Annotated in this window: 15 protein-coding genes and 1 other annotated feature; of the genes, 13 read left to right on the plus strand and 2 right to left on the minus strand. The window is 45.9% G+C overall.

Annotated features, from left to right (window positions below; all coding sequences use genetic code 11):
* The first annotated feature begins 28 nt into the window (after window positions 1-28).
* Window positions 29-321 (plus strand) — a binding site (T-box leader).
* Between the two features lie 340 nt (window positions 322-661).
* A complete protein-coding gene (gene ileS, locus C161_RS29975; RefSeq protein WP_036674840.1) occupies window positions 662-3760 on the plus strand; it encodes an isoleucine--tRNA ligase in 3099 nt (1032 codons plus the stop codon).
* A 165-nt stretch (window positions 3761-3925) separates the two neighbouring features.
* Window positions 3926-4285, plus strand: coding sequence for a DUF5665 domain-containing protein (locus C161_RS29980; RefSeq protein ID WP_036674841.1), 360 nt, complete (start codon window positions 3926-3928; stop codon window positions 4283-4285).
* A gap of 41 nt (window positions 4286-4326) precedes the next feature.
* Here the strand turns inward: C161_RS29980 and C161_RS29985 are convergent, their stop codons facing one another.
* Window positions 4327-5064 carry a TraR/DksA C4-type zinc finger protein gene (locus tag C161_RS29985; protein ID WP_036674842.1) on the minus strand — a complete coding sequence of 246 codons (738 nt, stop codon included), beginning with the start codon at window positions 5062-5064 and terminating at the stop codon, window positions 4327-4329.
* 221 nt (window positions 5065-5285) lie between these two features.
* Between C161_RS29985 and lspA the strand changes: the two genes are divergently transcribed.
* The 8 genes from lspA (at window position 5286) to C161_RS30025 (ending at window position 11992) form a co-directional block, all read left to right on the plus strand.
* Window positions 5286-5780 carry a signal peptidase II gene (gene lspA, locus C161_RS29990; RefSeq protein WP_017687321.1) on the plus strand — a complete coding sequence of 165 codons (495 nt, stop codon included), beginning with the start codon at window positions 5286-5288 and terminating at the stop codon, window positions 5778-5780.
* Window positions 5773-6735 (plus strand): RluA family pseudouridine synthase, encoded by a 963-nt coding sequence (locus C161_RS29995; protein ID WP_415841434.1) that lies wholly within the window; start codon window positions 5773-5775, stop codon window positions 6733-6735. The genes lspA and C161_RS29995 overlap by 8 nt, the downstream gene beginning before the upstream one ends.
* A 110-nt stretch (window positions 6736-6845) precedes the next feature.
* Window positions 6846-8099, plus strand: coding sequence for an LL-diaminopimelate aminotransferase (locus C161_RS30000; protein ID WP_036674844.1), 1254 nt, complete (start codon window positions 6846-6848; stop codon window positions 8097-8099).
* 203 nt (window positions 8100-8302) lie between these two features.
* Window positions 8303-9193: a decaprenyl-phosphate phosphoribosyltransferase gene (locus C161_RS30005; protein ID WP_036675028.1), complete on the plus strand. Its 891-nt coding sequence runs from the start codon at window positions 8303-8305 to the stop codon at window positions 9191-9193.
* Window positions 9194-9211: 18 nt separating this feature from the next.
* Entirely contained in the window at window positions 9212-9844 is a 633-nt protein-coding gene (locus C161_RS30010) for an HAD-IB family hydrolase (protein ID WP_036614827.1), read from the plus strand.
* 26 nt (window positions 9845-9870) lie between these two features.
* A complete protein-coding gene (locus C161_RS30015) occupies window positions 9871-10161 on the plus strand; it encodes an EamA family transporter (protein ID WP_422395288.1) in 291 nt (96 codons plus the stop codon).
* On the plus strand, window positions 10148-10468 hold the full coding sequence (locus tag C161_RS30020; RefSeq protein ID WP_235193982.1) for an EamA family transporter: 321 nt from the start codon (window positions 10148-10150) through the stop codon (window positions 10466-10468). Before C161_RS30015 ends, C161_RS30020 begins: the two co-directional genes overlap by 14 nt.
* 219 nt (window positions 10469-10687) lie before the next feature.
* On the plus strand, window positions 10688-11992 hold the full coding sequence (locus tag C161_RS30025; protein ID WP_036674846.1) for a DUF6080 domain-containing protein: 1305 nt from the start codon (window positions 10688-10690) through the stop codon (window positions 11990-11992).
* 97 nt (window positions 11993-12089) lie between these two features.
* Here C161_RS30025 and C161_RS30030 read toward each other — a convergent pair whose 3' ends face one another.
* A complete protein-coding gene (locus tag C161_RS30030; protein WP_036674847.1) occupies window positions 12090-14765 on the minus strand; it encodes a YhgE/Pip domain-containing protein in 2676 nt (891 codons plus the stop codon).
* A 709-nt stretch (window positions 14766-15474) separates the two neighbouring features.
* Here C161_RS30030 and pyrR point away from each other — a divergent pair.
* The 3 genes from pyrR (at window position 15475) to C161_RS30045 (ending at window position 18380) form a co-directional block, all read left to right on the plus strand.
* Window positions 15475-16038, plus strand: coding sequence for a bifunctional pyr operon transcriptional regulator/uracil phosphoribosyltransferase PyrR (gene pyrR, locus C161_RS30035; RefSeq protein ID WP_017687330.1), 564 nt, complete (start codon window positions 15475-15477; stop codon window positions 16036-16038).
* A complete protein-coding gene (locus tag C161_RS30040; protein WP_036674848.1) occupies window positions 16038-16949 on the plus strand; it encodes an aspartate carbamoyltransferase catalytic subunit in 912 nt (303 codons plus the stop codon). Before pyrR ends, C161_RS30040 begins: the two co-directional genes overlap by 1 nt.
* A gap of 126 nt (window positions 16950-17075) precedes the next feature.
* On the plus strand, window positions 17076-18380 hold the full coding sequence (locus tag C161_RS30045) for a dihydroorotase (protein WP_036674849.1): 1305 nt from the start codon (window positions 17076-17078) through the stop codon (window positions 18378-18380).
* The last annotated feature ends 103 nt before the right edge of the window (window positions 18381-18483 follow it).

Below are 18483 nucleotides of genomic sequence, written 5' to 3' on the forward strand. Positions count from 1 at the left end.
AGAGGCTATAACTATATTCATAATGAATAGTGATTCCATGACGGGTTCAGTACGTTATGATCTCATCCCTCAGAGAGTTGGTGGTTGGTGCAAACCAATGGATGAGTTATAGCCGAATATCTCCCCGGAGAAGTGACGCTGAAGCGGTGATCTTGATTGCCGTGTGTAAGCCGAACCGTAAGCCGTACGTTATAACGGCACCCTGCGGTAGTATAGCGGGGCATAAGCGCTGTTGATGACAGAGCATACCCAGGCTTGCCTGGATGTGGTTTGTGATGAACAGAATTAGGGTGGTAACGCGAGTATAGCCTCGTCCCTTTCCAGGGACGGGGCTTTTTTGTGTCCAAAAAAGGCGAACGCCCATGAGGCCCGAAGGGACCTCAAGGAGAGAGCCTCCCCGCCGGGAAAGCGAAGCACCCGGCAACACCCGCCTCGTGGTAAGGCCATGCGGCGTTCACGCAGGGAACAACCGCAAAATGGCCGCCATCACGCACATTAACCCTCGCCCATAAGCGCCACCGTTCCCCCAACAACAACCCATCCCGGGTGTCCAGAGGGCGGAGCGCCTATGGGGTCCCCCTTGGCAAGGGGGATTTAGGGGGATTGAAACGCTTTTTGTGGACGGTCCACAATCCAACCAAAGAAAGGGAAGATAATCATCATGCAACGAGTTGACGTCAAAGAGAAGGCACGTGCTAGAGAATTACGCGTGTTAGATAAATGGAAAACGGAGAATACATTCAAAAGATCCATCGAAAACCGGGAGGGCAAGCCAAACTTCGTATTTTATGAAGGGCCGCCTACAGCAAACGGTAAACCGCATATCGGTCACGTACTGGGACGGGTAATCAAGGATTTTGTTGGACGGTATAACACGATGAAGGGTTACCGTGTCGTTCGTAAAGCAGGCTGGGATACACATGGTCTGCCTGTAGAACTGGGTGTACAGAAAAAGCTTGGTATCTCCCACAAGTGGGAAATCGAAGATTACGGCGTGGAGAAATTCATTAACGAATGTAAAGCGAGCGTATTCGAATACGAGCAACAATGGCGTGATCTGACAGAAGGCATCGGATATTGGACGGATATGAATAACCCGTATATCACCCTTGATAACAACTATATCGAGAGTGTATGGAACATCCTGGCGACAATTCATGAGAAAGGCCTGTTGTATCGTGGTCACCGTGTGAGCCCGTATTGTCCTTCTTGTCAGACAACACTGAGTTCCCATGAAGTTGCACAAGGGTACAAAGACGTCAAAGACCTAAGCGCTACAGCGAAATTCAAACTGAATGACAGCGGAGAATTTGTACTGGCTTGGACGACAACACCTTGGACACTGCCTTCACACGTTGCACTTGCCGTGAATCCGGATATGGACTACTCCCGTGTTCGTCAAGGTGATGAAGTGTACATCATGGCAACCAATCTGGTTGAAAAAGTAATGAAAGATACCAAGGGTGAGTATGAGATCATCGGTGCACTGAAAGGTGCCGATCTGGTTGGCAAAACGTATGATCCTCCGTTCAACTACGTACAGGCTGAGAAAGCCAATATCATTCTGGGTGCAAGCTTTGTAACGGATGCAAGTGGTACGGGTATCGTACACATGGCTCCTGCCCATGGTGAAGATGACTACCGTGTATGCCGTGAGAATGGGATCAGCTTTGTGAACATGGTGGACTTGGAAGGTAAATTTGTCGCTGAGGTTACTGACTTTGCCGGACGTTTTGTGAAGGATTGTGATATTGATATCGTGCGATATCTGTCTGAGCATGGACGTTTGTTCAGCAAAGAAAAATATGAGCACAGCTATCCATTCTGCTGGCGTTGTGATACACCGCTTCTGTACTATGCGATGGACAGCTGGTTTATCCAAACAACAGCCATCAAGGACCAATTGATTGCCAACAACAGTGAAGTGGATTGGTACCCAGGTCACGTTCGTGAAGGTCGCTTCGGGAAATTCCTTGAGGATCTGGTGGATTGGAATATCAGCCGTGATCGTTATTGGGGAACTCCGCTGAACATCTGGGTGTGTGAGGAGACTGGCGAACAATTTGCACCACACAGCATTGCAGAATTGCGTGCTCGTGCGGTAGGTGATGTGCCAGAGAATCTTGAATTGCATAAACCATATGTGGATGACGTTAAAGTCATGAGCTCTTGTGGCAAATATGAGATGAAACGTACACCGGAAGTGATCGATGTCTGGTTCGACAGCGGCTCCATGCCGTTTGCCCAGCAGCACTATCCATTTGAAAATAAAGAAGTATTCGAACAGCAGTACCCTGCGGATATGATCTGTGAAGGGATTGACCAGACACGTGGCTGGTTCTACAGCTTGCTGGCGGTTTCCACCCTTTTGACAGGCAAAGCGCCTTACAAAGCGGTTATGGCTACAGGACACGTTCTTGACGAGAACGGACAGAAGATGTCCAAATCCAAAGGTAACGTTATCGATCCTTGGGAAGTAATTGAAGAATACGGTACAGATGCATTCCGCTGGGCTTTGTTGTCTGACAGTGCACCGTGGAACAGCAAACGTTTCTCCAAAGGTATCGTAGGCGAAGCAAAATCCAAAATGGTGGATACGCTGGTCAACACCCATGCATTCCTGACGCTTTATGCTACCATTGATGGATTTGATCCACAGGAGCACCCGTTCCAACTGTCCGCACACAAGCTGGATCGCTGGATTCTGTCGAGACTGAACAGTCTGATCCTGGTTGTAGAAAAAGCATTGCTGGTTAACGATTATCTGAACTCCTCCAAAGCGATTGAAGCATTTGTTGATGAGTTGAGTAACTGGTACATCCGTCGTTCCCGTGACCGGTTCTGGGGAAGTGGGCTGACAGAGGATAAACTGGACGCTTACCGTACATTGACTGAGGTACTGGTGACTACCGCGAAGTTGGTTGCTCCGTTCACACCGATGCTGGCAGAAGACATCTATCTGAACCTTGCAACAGGCGAGAGTGTGCACATGGAAGACTATCCGGTAGCTAACGAAGCGCTGATTGATGCAGGACTGGAACAGGATATGGAGACGGCTCGCCGCGTGGTTGAACTTGCCCGTAACGTTCGTAACGAAACAGGCATCAAGACACGTCAGCCGCTGTCCGAATTGATCGTTTCCCTGGATAAAGGCTTTGACCTGACAAGTTATGAAGAGATCATCAAGGAAGAGATCAATGTAAAAGGAATCCGTACGGAGCATAATGATGCGGAATTCGTTGACTTTACATTGAAGCTGAACCTGAAAGTTGCAGGTAAGAAATACGGTAAAAACGTAGGATTCTTGCAAAACTTCTTCAAGGGAATGTCGGCTGATGAGACGCGTAAAGTGGTTTCGGAGGGTGTGCTGAACATCGTTTCTCCGGAAGGCGAAGAGCTGCAAGTGACGAGCGAAGAATTATTGGTTGATAAACAGGCCAAATCAGGTTTTGCTTCAGCATCAGGTTACGGTCTGACGGTTGCACTCAATACCGAAATCACGCCTGCATTGGAACAGGAAGGTTGGGTCCGTGAAGTGGTTCGTGCTGTGCAGGATACCCGGAAACGACTGGACCTGCCAATTGAGAAAAGAGTACGTTTGACACTGGATGTGGATGCATCCCTTCAGGAAGCTATTCAGGCGTTTGATGATGTGTTGCGTGAAAATGTTCTCGTAACCGAAGTGACATTTGGCACAAATGAGGCCATGGAACGTGTTGAAGCCGGAGGCAAATCGATCGGTATATACATCGAAGCATAATTTGGATTATGTAATATTCAACAAGGACAGAATATAGGATATAAATAAACGAGCCGCAGAGGCAGGGACATATTCCCTGTATCTGGGCTCGTTTGTTTTTTAGGCAATAAGGCAATGATTCTATAGTGCAGTCAATCTATATTGATCAAAGGAACTGACCAAAACATGAGCGAACATGACAAGCAAACCGCATCCACTTCACAACAACCAACATCAGATAATCTCAATTCCCATGACAAAATTGAAGAGTTACATACCCTGACGAACCGTCTGGCGAATGAACTGGAACGTTCACGAATAGCGCAATACACAGAATTGCTGAACAGACCATGGAAATTGATCGGATTGAACCTGTTGTCTGGAGCCGCACGAGGTGTGGGGATTGCGATTGGGTTTACCTTTTTCGCAGCAACGATTATTTACGTTTTGCAGCTACTTGGGGCGCTCAATCTTCCCATTGTTGGAGATTACATCGCTGATATTGTACGCATTGTCCAGCGCCAGCTTGATATGAACACATACTAAGCGATGAGCAGTGATTAAAGGTGAAGGATATCAAAGTGCTTTTAGTAAATGTCATCCGTCTCCATATCCGGTTCTAACAGACCCTCGCCCTCACGGTTCTCCAGGTACTGGCGATATTGCCGATTGCGCACGATGGAGACGTCATGACCATAGATGTCCGTGGCAACAAAGCTTTCGTACGCTTCAACGCAGCCTTCCACTTCATCGGTGGCTTCAATCGCCATAACATCATAGCTGTCGATATCGCGTCCTTCAGCCATGGCTGGTGAGTTCGATGTGCCCCAGCTTTCAACAATCTGCCAAGTGTCTTCACCATCGAAGCCATTTTGATCATCACGCTCGTCCAGACTGGTTCGACCAAATGCCGGGGCGAGGAATTCTTCCTCTACAGGACGGTTCTCAGAGACAACGGTTTCCGGTTGATGTTTTTTGCAGTATTTGGTGTAGGGAACAGCTTCCATGCGTTCATAAGGGATGGGTTGCTGGCAGACCGCACATGTACCGTAATGTCCTTCTTCGATGGAGTGCAGTGCAGAATCGATTCGTTCCAATTGGAATTCATCATGTTCCAGCAGGGAAATATCTTTCTCGCGTTCATACACCTCCGTAGCTATGTCGCCAGGATGGTTATCAATTGGTGATAATTCACCTGTCTGTAGTTTAAGGGAGTCACCAAGGCCATAATGTTCGTTCTCCGACAGTCTATGTTCAATATCTCGCTTATCGGTTATCAGTTGGGAACGTAAAAATTGTAGTTGTTCGTTAGTAAAGTGTGACATGATTTTCCCCTTTCTGCTTTCATGCTGGAATCCGGATTTTGACTCTATTGTAGGATGTGCTATTGAGGGCAAGATTACAGAAGGGAAATGTTATCGTTTTTGCCATAAGCATTGCGATGTAGCGCGTCGTGGACGATTTCCAAACAGCTGTGCTACAATAAACAAGTCTGGCGTAAGCCTGGTATCGTTTGGAAAAGACAAGAACGGAGTGACAAACAAACGTGGTGTATTATATCCTCGCTTTTATCGTATTTTTATTGGATCAGGGAACCAAGTATCTGATTGCAACCCGGATGGAACTCAGAGAAGAAATTCCGGTCATCGGCAATTTCTTTGTCATCACATCACATCGTAACTCAGGAGCAGCTTTTGGCATTCTGCAAGACCAGCGTTGGTTCTTTATTGTGGTTACGTTGATTGTGGTCGTTGCCTTGATTTGGTATTTGCAAAAGGTAAAAGATACTCCGCACAAATTGCTGCCTGTGGCGCTTAGTTTGGTGCTTGGTGGAGCAATTGGCAACTTCCTTGACCGGGCATTGACCGGAGAAGTTGTAGATTTTGTACAACTTAATTTTGGGAGTTATACGTTTCCCATTTTTAACATCGCCGATTCGGCAATCTGCATCGGTGTAGGGTTGATCATAGTGGAGACATTGCTTGAAGGACGGCGCGAAAAAGCAGCCGCGAAGATTGAAGGGAATGAACATCATGAGTAATCCGAATAAGGAACAGATTAACGACGAAGAACTAATGAATGGCAATGAACGTATGGAATGGACCGTTGCCGCTGAACATAAAAAAGAACGAATTGACAAATATATTACGGAAGCTGTGGATAACGTATCTCGCTCCCAAGTTCAATTGTGGATCGGAGACGGAATGGTTACGGTAAATGGTGCTGTAGTCAAAGCCAATGCCAAGTTATCCGAAGGGGATCTGATTGAACTACAGATTCCTGAACCGGCTGCCGTTGAGATCATTGCCGAAGATATTCCGCTGGAAGTGGTATATGAAGACAGCGACCTGATCGTGATTAACAAACAGCGTGGTCTTGTGGTGCATCCAGCACCAGGACATACGTCTGGCACACTCGTCAATGCACTCATGCACCACTGCAAAGACCTTTCGGGTATCAATGGAGAGTTGCGCCCGGGTATTGTGCATCGTATCGATAAGGATACATCAGGCTTGATCATGGCTGCCAAGAACGATCGTGCCCATGCATCACTGGCTGCTCAGTTGAAGGACCATACGGTGAACCGACGGTATATTGCGCTCGTTCATGGTCATCTTAATCATGATCAAGGGACCGTTGATGCACCGATTGGACGAGATACCAATGACCGCAAAATGTATACAGTCACGGAACGCAACAGTAAACATGCCGTTACGCATTTTACCGTTTCAGAGCGCATTAATGACTATACTTTGCTGGATTTGAAACTGGAGACAGGACGTACCCACCAGATCCGGGTTCACATGAAATTTATCGGTCACCCGCTTGTAGGAGATCCAACTTATGGACGGAATAAAGGCATCAAAATGCAAGGACAGGCTCTTCATGCGGCCATTCTTGGATTTGTGCATCCAACAACGGGAGAATACCTTGAATTTTCAGCTCCGATTCCGCAAGATATGGAAGACGTGCTTGCCTCGCTACGCAGTCGTTAACAGTTCCAAGAAAGTACAAATGTTCGGATACTTTGTCCATGGCTTTGATCACGCAAATGCTTCATATTAAAGTGTAGAAATTTGCGTCAAATGAGGAGATGAACAACGTTATGAGTATCGATAAATATCAAGAAACTTACATTCAGACTAATTTTGCCGACCGTATCGGTGGCTCCAACTATGGTAAAGACACGAACATTTATAAATTCGAGAAAATCAAACGTGCCAAAGCTTCGGCCAAAAAAGATTTTCCCGATGTGGAACTGATCGACCTTGGTGTAGGTGAACCGGACGAAATGGCGGATGCAGGCATTGTAGCTGCACTCGCAGAAGAAGCTTCCAGACCTGAGAACCGTGGTTATGCCGACAATGGTATTCCTGAATTCAAGGCTGCTGCTGCTTCTTACCTGAAAAACGTATTTAACGTAGAAGGTATCGATGCAGATACTGAAATCGTGCACTCCATTGGTTCCAAACCGGCTTTGGCGATGATGCCTTCATGCTTCATCAATCCGGGTGATGTGACCATCATGACGGTTCCAGGTTACCCGGTTATGGGTACACATACGAAGTATCTGGGTGGAGAAGTGTTCAACATTCAATTGACGAAAGAGAACAACTTCCTGCCTGATCTGACGGCGATTCCGGAAGACATCGCAAAACGTGCGAAGTTGCTCTACCTGAACTACCCGAACAACCCAACAGGCGCAAGCGCGACGGTAGAGTTCTTCACTGAAGTTGTGGAGTGGGCTAAGAAATACAATGTTGTGGTTGTACATGATGCTCCATACGCAGCATTGACGTATGATGGCAAAAAACCGTTCAGCTTCCTGTCGGTACCTGGAGCGAAGGATGTCGGTGTAGAGCTGCACTCTCTATCCAAGTCCTACAACATGACGGGTTGGAGAATCGGATTCGTAGCGGGTAACCCGCTTGTAGTCAAAGCATTCAGCGACGTGAAGGACAACAATGACTCCGGTCAGTTCATCGCGATTCAAAAGGCAGCTGCTTATGGCTTGAATCACCCTGAAATTACGGAAAAAATTGCAGAGAAATATTCCCGTCGTCACGACATGCTCGTTGCCGCATTGAACGAACTGGGCTTCCAGGCTGAAAAACCTAAAGGTTCATTCTTCCTGTATGTTGAAGCACCAAAAGGTGTGGTTGGTGGACGTCGTTTCGAATCCGGCGAAGATTTCTCCCAATTCCTGATCCGTGAGAAATTGATTTCATCTGTACCTTGGGATGATGCCGGTAACTTTGTTCGTTTCTCCGTAACCTTTGAAGCGAAGGGTGAAGAGGAAGAGAAACGTGTTATTGCTGAGATCAAACGTCGTCTGAGCGACGTACAATTTGAATTTTAATTGCATCACCCAATAGTTAAATCATGTACTAACGAAGAGACCGGAAACGGTCTCTTTTTTTATGCCCATATTAGAATTTTTTCATTTACTCCCTTTACAAAATTATACAAGCAACATATGATTAGATCTTTACGTTATTTGTTATATACAGAAGTTGTTGTTGAAGGGAGTTATTACAATTGTTATCATCACGAACAAGTACGGTGTCCTCACCGGCTACAGGAACAGGCAGTACAGTGTCAGGATTATTCAGATTGTTAAGACCCAAACAGTGGACTAAAAATCTGCTGTTATTTGCTGCGTTACTATTTTCTTTTGAGGAGATTCGGACTGAAACCATTCTTGCGACGTTGCTTGGTTTTATTCTATTTAGCCTTGTTGCAGGCTGTGTGTATATTTTAAATGACTTTGTAGACCGGGACAGGGATCGACAGCATCCGGTGAAAAGGTATCGTCCTATGGCTTCTGGGCAGGTGAATCCGAGTCATGCTTTGTTGTTTGGCATTATTCTATTAATCCTTTCCGTAGGAACGGCCTTCATGATGAACCTTCTATTCGGGGTGTTATGTATCGTCTATTTCCTGTTGAATGTATCGTATTCATTTGTGCTGAAACATCTCGTTATCCTGGATATGATGACCATTGCAGCCGGCTTTGTACTTCGTGCCATTGCAGGTGGTGTGCTGATCCATGTGCCATTCACACCGTGGTTTTTGATCTGTACAATGCTGTTGTCGTTGTTTTTGGCCATTGGAAAACGCAGAAATGAACTCACGTTGCTTGAGGGAAACACGGGATCACATCGTAAGGTTTTAGATAACTACTCCATTACGTTACTGGATCAATTCAATACAATTGTGACGACAGCTACGATTATCAGTTATTCCCTGTTCACATTCACTTCAGATCGAACCATTCATCTCATGTGGACGATTCCATTGGTCATTTACGGCATGTTCCGTTACCTGTATCTGATCCACATAAAAAACCAGGGAGGTTCGCCCGATCGTGTGCTGTTTGAGGACAAGCCTATATTAATTACGGTTATGTTGTATGTGATAAGTGTTGTTACAATCTTTGCAATCTTTGAATAAAGGCTGAGGGGGATCAGGGTGAAAAGCACGAAAGTCGCAATTTTTGATATTGATAAAACGATCATACGCAGTGATTCCATGTTTCAATTTGTGCATTACGGTGTTCGCCGTTACCCGTGGCAGGTATGGAGATTACCTGTCATTGCATTACATACCGTGTTATTCAAGGCAGGCTTCATGACGGTTGAACAAGTCAAACGATCCTACTTTCAAGAAATTGAGCGTATGTCTGAAAAAGATCTCGAACATTTCTTTGATACTCGCTTGCGTACGTCCATTTTTGCCGAGGCCAGTGTAGAGATGCAACATCGCAAAGAAGCAGGGTATCATGTCTTGCTAGTAACTGCATCTCCGCATGCCTATATGAAATACTTTAATAATTTTCCCTGGGTGGATCATGTAATTGGAACTGAACTTGTCCGTCATGAGAATGGTTACACATGCAGAGTTGATGGCAGCAATTGCAAAGGGGAAGAGAAGGTACGCCGAATTCAGGCTTATCTGAGTGAGAAGAATATGGTCATTGATTATGACCAGTCATGTTCCTACTCGGACTCCTTATCCGACCTTCCAGTCATGCAACTTGTAAGTCAACGATACTTTATTAACAAGCGTGTTCCGGACATGGAGGCATTAACGTGGGGGAAATAAAATCGCGTCATACTGGTAAATGGTTGATGCTCGTTTCCGCTTTACTGACAGCAACGGGTCAATTGTTTTGGAAATGGGGACTAACCGAGTGGATTTACCTGGGTGTTGGTTTTCTGTGTTATGGACTTGGAGCGATTTTGATGATTAAAGCTTTTGCTCTGGAAAAACTCTCTGTTGCTTATCCTCTGATGTGTGCCAGCTACGTATTTGCCTTAATCTATGGGTATTTTTTGCTTGGGGAAGAAATTACGGTGCAAAAGCTGGCAGCAGTTGTGTTGCTTGGAATCGGGGTGACATTAACCAGTGTTGATCGATAGCTGGATGGTTGCCGTGTTAATCGTCATGACGATGTGCGGTGCATTGGGCGGGGCCGGATTGAAAGCTTATGCATCCAGTCGCAATCGTCTGCATGTACTCATGGGACTTGGATTCTACGGAACGGGCGCGTTGCTGAATATTGTATTGCTGAAGTTTCTTCCATTAACCGTAGTGTTGCCTGCAAACGCATTAACATATGTGTGGACTCTTATCATAGCTCGGCTGATATTTAAAGAGACCGTGGGCCCTTTACGCTGGATAGGTGTGGCATGTATTATGGGTGGCCTATGTTTATTGGTGTTCTAATTTGAACTAATGGTTATTTACACGAGCACTACGATGACAGAATAACCTTCCAATCGCTGTTATCCCCAGATTTTTTTTCCTTTTTTCAAAGGGGAAATCCGGTGATAAAGGCGAACGCTCCGCTTTTTCAGGTCTTTTCTGTCCTCTCCGTTTTTGTGTAAATGATTAGTTCAAATTATGGATAGTTTTTATAAAATTTATTGGATGTGAAATGAAAGCATGAAATTTTTAGATCACTTATTTTATAATCGCAGAGCCAACTGGACAGCCTTTTACCTGTTTGCGGGATTTGCTCTGTTCTATGGTTTAATGAACGGCTCGTATGTTCTGTACATTGAAAATAATGCAGAGATGCTTGGGGCGTATACCCCATTTAATACAACGCTGTTTCCAATCAATTTATTCAACTTTGATCCTTCAATGTATTATGGGGACAACAGTTCTTCAGTGATCCATCCGCTGATTTCCTTTCTCGCTGTCACCCTTGCGGCTGTAGCGAAACTGCTGGGAGGCAACTGGTTCTTTCTAATCCTGCAATCGCTGGTGAATGCGGGTTCGGTGGTGCTGGCGTATCTGTTCCTGAGTCAAAAAGAAGATAAACCGACCATCGTACCGCTACTGTTTGCCTTATTGTTTGGTTTCAGTTCCTACTTAATGTTTACTGCATTGATCCCGGATTCGTATCCTTATGTACAGTTCGTTATTCTGTTGTCGGTGGTTTACATGCAGTATACTCGTGAGCGTCAGGACGTACGTTATGTACCCAATGCATTGCTTACATCGATTAACTTTGGACTAACCTCGACCAATATCGTACCATTTGCTGCTGCCACATTCTTCAATATGCATGCATGGCGCAATAAGGCGAATTTGAAAAAATACATCGGTATCATGGCATTAGCGGTTCTGATCATCGTCGTATTAACTGGCGTCCAGTACGTTGCCTTTGGAGGTCGCAGCTGGGTTAGTAACTGGCTGTTGGGCATTCAAAATGGTGGAACCAGCTATGCAACGCCATTCCAGTTCGCTGTTCACTGGAAAGCATTGAACATGTTAACTATTAATCCGATGCTGACACCGAAAATGCATTTACTGGACCCGGGCATGGCGGCCTTTGTTACGGATCTATCCCGTTCCAATCCAATCCATGTGCAGATGACAGGTATCTTTATTTTACTACTGGCATTCATGGGCTTCATTAAAGGCATTCGTGAACGAGAAGTGTGGACCCTTGTGCCATATATTTTGTTTGCCTTTTTGCTTCATGTAGTCGTGGGCTTTGGTCTAGCTGTGTTTCAATACGATATGTACCTGTATGCGGGACATTATCTGTTTGCGTTCTTCCTGTTGGGTGGAAGTTTCGTCATCAGCCTTCGTCCGGGATTGGGGAAAAAAGTGGTTATAGGCTTGATCATGTTATGTGTTATCGTTACGGCAAGTAACAACATCTATCGCCATGTAGAAACATTAACAACAATCAAACAATCCTATAATCAGTTGGAACAGGAACGCTCAGTGAAATAGTCAAATAGTAAATGTATCGATTCATATAATGAAACGAGAAAAGGCCATTGGATGGAAAGTCCAATGGCCTTTTCTTATTTAGTGTTGAGCAAATGAGTTAAGCAATAATTTTGGTCTTCTTGGCATTCTCGGCTGAACGTTTGGTGAGACTGCTGAGTGGACGTTTCAAAGCGAGAGCAACAATGAGACTCAGCGCGATGAACATACACAACCACAGAATATCCTTGATGGCAGTAGACCACAATATGCCGCCGACCGACTCACGCAGCAGACTGATCGCATACGTGAAGGGCATGAACGGATTCAATGCTTGGAAAAAGGGTGATGTCATGCTGATTGGGAACGTACCGCCGGAGCTGGAGAACTGGAACACCATGAAGATAATGGCGATCCCTTTTCCGATATTTCCAAATACGGACAGCAGCGTGTACGTTATAGTGACAAATACGGCACTCACCAGCATGGCAAACAGGACAAACCACAGTTTATCTGCGACATAGGTACTCAGGATTAAAATATCTCCCAGGGTGACACATATCGCCTGAAGTAACCCAATGGTCAGAAAAGTAGCGAGACGTCCAAGATACAATTCATATCCCCGGAACTTGCCCTCTGGATTCTCAGCTTCGGCACGAAGCAGAGAAATCAGCAGTGTTGAGCCAACCCACAAGGACAGCACGCCATAAAATGGTGACATGGCCGATCCATAATTCGGAATCGGGTAAAGTTGTTGTTCCTTGATTTGCACCGGACTTGCAAGGAAAGCACTTTCTTCTTCGATATCGCCGCGCAGAAGCTTGGCAAGTTCGGCAAACTGGTTATTACCTTCAACTTCCCTGAGTTTTTCCGCAGCCTTGCTGATGGCACTTTCCAATGCTGGCAGATCATCACGTACCAGAGTGGCAACACGATGTACTCCTTTTTCGACCTCCGGAAGCTGGTTCTGGACAAAATCGGATGCCTTGCCTATCTGTTTCTCGGCATTAGGCAGATCATTACGAACAAAATTAGCTGCTTCGTTCAGTTTGTTTCCCAACTTGGGCAGATCATTTTGAATTAATGAAGACACTGTGTTCAAAGCTTGGATAAAACCTTCACTTTTGTTCGCGAGTGTCTCTGATATCTCATGGATCTTAGATTGTATTTGAGGCAGTTCGCTCTGGATTTTTGTCAACTCGGTCTGCCCAAACGTAATTCCTTCTTTGGCAGATGCAAGAATGTCCGCAATATCCGGAATACGATCCTTTGCTCCTTGTAGAGTTTCTGCTGAAGTGGAAAGGATAGATCTGAGCTTATCCGCACCAGCTGCCAGTGCAGGCGATATTTCACTTTCATAGGTGCTTAAGATATTGGCAATCCCGCTGCTAATGTCCTTCGAGAGAGTATTTAACTGAGCGATGACATCTGTTGGTGGAGTTGTATTACGACGCATGGCATCACTGATGATGCCAGCCAAGTGGATCTGCAACTGAAGTTTATCTGAGATGGAGTTCAGTTGTGCGATTTTATCGGCAAGTGGTTGGCTTGGAAGCAAGTTATTGATGTTGCCCAGTAGTTCTGCCATACTGTCCACGAGTTTTACCGCAACCCCTAAACGTGAAGCAATCCGGTCGAGATCTTCTACTGTAGGAAGGTTATTAAGATCCGAATTTTGCAATTGTGCAAATACGTCTCCTGCAGCGTTAGTAATCTGCTGCACCAGCAGCAGATTTTGGCGGATCGTCGGGCCAATTGTCTGAAACGCTTCTTCACTGGAATCCACGAACTGATTTAATCCCTCTGCAAGCTCAATCCCGTTGCCAGCGATTTGTGATACTTTGTCCAAATCTTGCTCTGCTGCCGTTACGATAGACAGAGCTTTGTTGGTTTTATCCAGCGCCGTTTGGATGACATCTGATACCTGGCCAAAGTTTTCATCCACTTCTCGAATGCGTTCTACCGCTTTTTGTATATCCGGTATCCGCCCTTGAATAGCCAGCACTTCGGAAGCCGCATCATTAATTTGTGGCCAATACTCCTGCACCTTGAGCACATACTGTGCTGCTTCATTGATTTCAGGCAGTTTTTTCTCGATTTCAACGATCTTTTGAGCATCTTTTACAATCTCGGGCATGGCTTTTTCTACTTCCAGAACCTTTTGACCTGCGGCTTGAATAGCCGGAAGATTTTTCTCCAGCGTAAAAATGCCATTCTTCATTTTGCGTAATGTTGGAAGCTGGGAATTAATCTCAACCCCGGCTTCATTGAGCTTGGTCAGAACGGCCTCACTGACGGCTTCAGTGAAATTTTCATTGATTTGTGTTGTTATGGCAGATACACCAGAGCCTGTGATTTTAGGAGCAATGGCATTCACCTTCTCATTGACGGTATAGATTACTTCCGGTCGCTCCAGCTTCCCATCAACGATGCCTGTAATTTTGGATGAAAAGTCCCCCGGAATGAGCAGGCTTGCATAATACTCTCCAGTTTGCACACCCCGATTAGCCTCAGCCTGGTCCACAAAAGTCCAGCCCAGCTTTTCGTTGTGTTTGAGGCTGGATACCAGTTCGTCTCCGATATTAACATGGGTTCCTTCAACAGTCGCACCCTCGTCCTCAGTTGTCACCGCAATTTTGATCCCCTGGGTATTACTGTATGGGTCCCAGACGGACTTCACGTTGACCCAGTCATACACCCCGGGCAGTAGAATAATAGCCACAATTAGAAATATACCTGTGGGAACCTTCAGAATATGCAACCAGTCTGTTTTGTAAACGTGCCAAATGTGACGCATGACTTCCTCCTAAATGTACATAAATGTAGGGATTAACTTATTTCTATGACTCATATTTGTGAATCGTATGTATATCGGCATTATTGCAGTATCTAATAATGGGTTCATGTTTATAAACTGTACCCATTTCACTTGGTACTAATTCAGAGCCTTCATATATTGCGTAAAATGAAACTCACTGTCTGTTCTAAAAAGAAGTGTTTTATCTCTTTTGAGTACAGTAAGAGGTTTATTTTGGTTATATCAAATTTCTCATTTGCCTATGGATAAATATGCAGAAATGTTGTATAATTATGAATAACCAATGAGATGTATTGTGCATGGATGTTTTTCAGCCTAACTGCTGATTCTAAGAAGAACGTAGCAGAGGGTTTTCACCTGCGATGGTGAGGTGTTGACAGGGGGTTGTCTTTCTGTCATAATTCATGAAGACAAACGGACATATTGATTACAGAACCCTGTGAGGTCCTGCAATATGAACGACATGAATAGCACCTTTAAATCAGTCCCGTGAGACTGGCAAGGTAACGTGAACGATACATCGTTTTTTTGCTGCGGCAAATGAAGCGATGCATCCCCGAGAGTAAACTTTCTTCAGAGCGGTCTGAAGTTCGGAGACTCCTTGCCAATAAACACGGCAAGGAGTCTTTTTTTTTCTCCTCGTCACGGGGCCATGATGCTGAAGGGAAATCCTGAGGAGGCTGAACGCATGAGCACAGAGACACATGTCATTATGGATGAGACGGCGATCCGCCGCGCATTAACACGGATTGCCCATGAGATATTGGAGAAAAACAAAGGAATCGACGATTGTGTGTTGGTCGGTATCCGTACACGCGGGGTTTACCTTGCAGAACGGATTGCCGCCAAGATTGAAGAAATCGAGGGCGCCAAAGTCCCCTGGGGAGAGCTGGATGTGACTCCTTACCGCGATGACCGCTTGGACGAAAATAAAGCGAATCGCAAGGAAATGTTGATTATGACACCTGAATCACTTTCGATCCATAACAAAAAGGTGATTTTGTTCGATGATGTGCTCTATACCGGACGGACGATTCGCGCAGCGATGGATGCCCTGATGGACTGTGGAAGACCACAGAACATTCAGCTGGCTGTACTCGCAGACCGCGGACACCGGGAACTTCCAATTCGACCTGATTTTATCGGCAAGAATGTGCCGACTTCCAAATCAGAGGAGATCGAAGTTGCACTCATGGAAACGGACGGACAGGATGAAGTCAAAATCACTCAGAACCGGGGGGAGCAAGCATAATGATTACACAGACAGCATTGAGAGACCGAAGCTTGCTTGGACTGAAGGAACTTAGTCGAGGAGAAATCGAGTCCATTCTGAACCGTGCGGCTCACTGGGAAGCACAGAAAGAGAAGTTGGTTCCTGTACTGGAATCACGCTTTGTTGCGAACATGTTCTTCGAGAACAGCACACGTACCCGCTTCTCCTTCGAAATGGCAGAGAAACGCCTGGGCGCACAAGTACTGAACTTTACGGCAGCCGCATCCAGTGTGGAAAAAGGAGAGTCCATCTACGATACGGTACGAACACTTGAGTCGATGGGCATTGATGCAGGCGTGATCCGGTTGAAACCGGCAGGCGTTCTGCAACAACTGGCTCAGAAAGTGAATGTACCACTCGTGAACGCAGGAGATGGCAACAATGAGCACCCCACACAGGCACTGCTGGACCTCTACACGATGAGGAAAGCATTTGGCGAACTGAAAGGCTTGCGTGTTTCCATCATTGGTGACATCCTGCATAGCCGTGTAGCTCGTTCTAACCTGTGGGCACTGCAAAAGTTTGGTGCAGATGTACGCTTCTGTGCACCACAAACGATGCAGGCACCGGAACTCGCAGAGCATGCTCCTTATGTCGGTCTTGAAGAAGCGCTGGATGCAGATGTAGTCATGATGCTTCGTGTTCAACTGGAACGTCATCAACATGGCTTAATTACTTCAGCTGAGGATTATCGCGAACACTACGGATTGACGGAAGAACGGGCATCACGCCTAAAACCAAGCACCATTATCATGCACCCTGCTCCAGTGAATCGCAACGTCGAGGTAGATGACGCGGTTGTGGAAAGTGAAGCATCGCGGATCTTCCCGCAGATGGCAAACGGCGTTCCAATCCGCATGGCGGTTATGGAACGTGCGATGAAACTGTAACAGGGTCTGGCTGTAGGTCATAGGCTGACGGTACGGTAGTTCTTATAGAGCAATAAGAGAGTACACGATAAAGAAAATCATCCGGCTTGCCTGGTAAGCCGGACAGAACCGAAGCGGAGGGCAATTATGCTACAGATTATAAAAAACGCAAACGTCTTGAACCAACAAGGGGAACTTGAACGGAAAACCATCATTATAGATGAAGGTAAAATTAAAAAGATCGCTGGTCTGGAAGACCAAGCCGTTCTGGATGCCGAAAAGTCAGCGCAAAGTGTGACAGACGCATCAGGCAAACTGGTCATTCCGGGATTGATCGATATGCACGTGCATCTGCGTGAACCTGGATTCGAACACAAAGAGACGATCGAGACAGGTGCCCGTTCAGCAGCACAAGGTGGTTTTACAACAATCGCTTGCATGCCGAACACGAGACCAGTTACAGATACAGCGGAAGTTGTGAAACTGGTATTGGATAAAGCCAAAGAAGCTGATCTGGTTAAAGTGTTGCCTTATGCAGCCATTACAAAAAATGAACTGGGTCGTGAACTTACCGATTTTGCCGCATTAAAAGAAGCAGGCGCTATTGGATTCACAGATGACGGTGTAGGCGTACAAAACGCACAAATGATGAAAGATGCCATGAGCCTCGCGGCAAGCATGGATATGCCCGTGATCGCACACTGTGAAGATGACTCACTGGTTGTTGGTGGATATGTGACAGAAGGTGAGTTTTCGAAACGTCACGGCATCAAAGGGATTCCGAATGAATCCGAAGCCATCCACGTTGGCCGTGATATCTTGCTCGCAGAAGCAACAGGAGTTCACTACCATGTCTGTCACGTAAGTACAGAGCAATCAGTTCGTCTGATTCGTCTAGCGAAGTCCATCGGCATTAAAGTAACTGCTGAGGTATGTCCACACCATCTGGTGTTGTCGGATGAAGATATCCCGGGCATGGACGCCAACTGGAAAATGAACCCGCCGCTGCGCTCACCACGCGATGTGCAGGCTTGTATCGAAGGTTTGCTGGACGGCACGCTGGACATGATCGTAACTGATCACGCGCCACACAGTGAAGAAGAGAAAGCCAAAGGCATGGAGCTGGCACCTTTCGGAATCGTAGGATTCGAAACAGCCTTCCCGCTGCTGTACACCAAGTTTGTGGAAACAGGACTGTGGAGCTTGGAATTCCTGGTGAAACGCATGACAGCTGATCCGGCACGTGTATTCCGACTGGATACAGGCAAACTGGAAGAGGGAGCACCAGCCGATATCACGATGATTGACCTGAACGAGGAAAAAGCGGTTGATCCTGCAACGTTTGCAACCAAAGGAAGAAACACACCATTCACAGGCTGGAAGCTGAAAGGCTGGGCCGTACAAACTTGGGTGGATGGCAAAAGCGTGTGGAATAACACGGTACAACAGTAAAACGGTAACTCAGCAAATTAATAAAACAGTAACTCTATATCTTTAACTCTTTAAATCAGTAACAGTAAATCTTAACTTTTTAAAACAACAAATCTTTTTAACT

The organism is Paenibacillus sp. FSL R5-192, from assembly GCF_000517845.1.
Lineage (GTDB): Bacteria > Bacillota > Bacilli > Paenibacillales > Paenibacillaceae > Paenibacillus > Paenibacillus amylolyticus.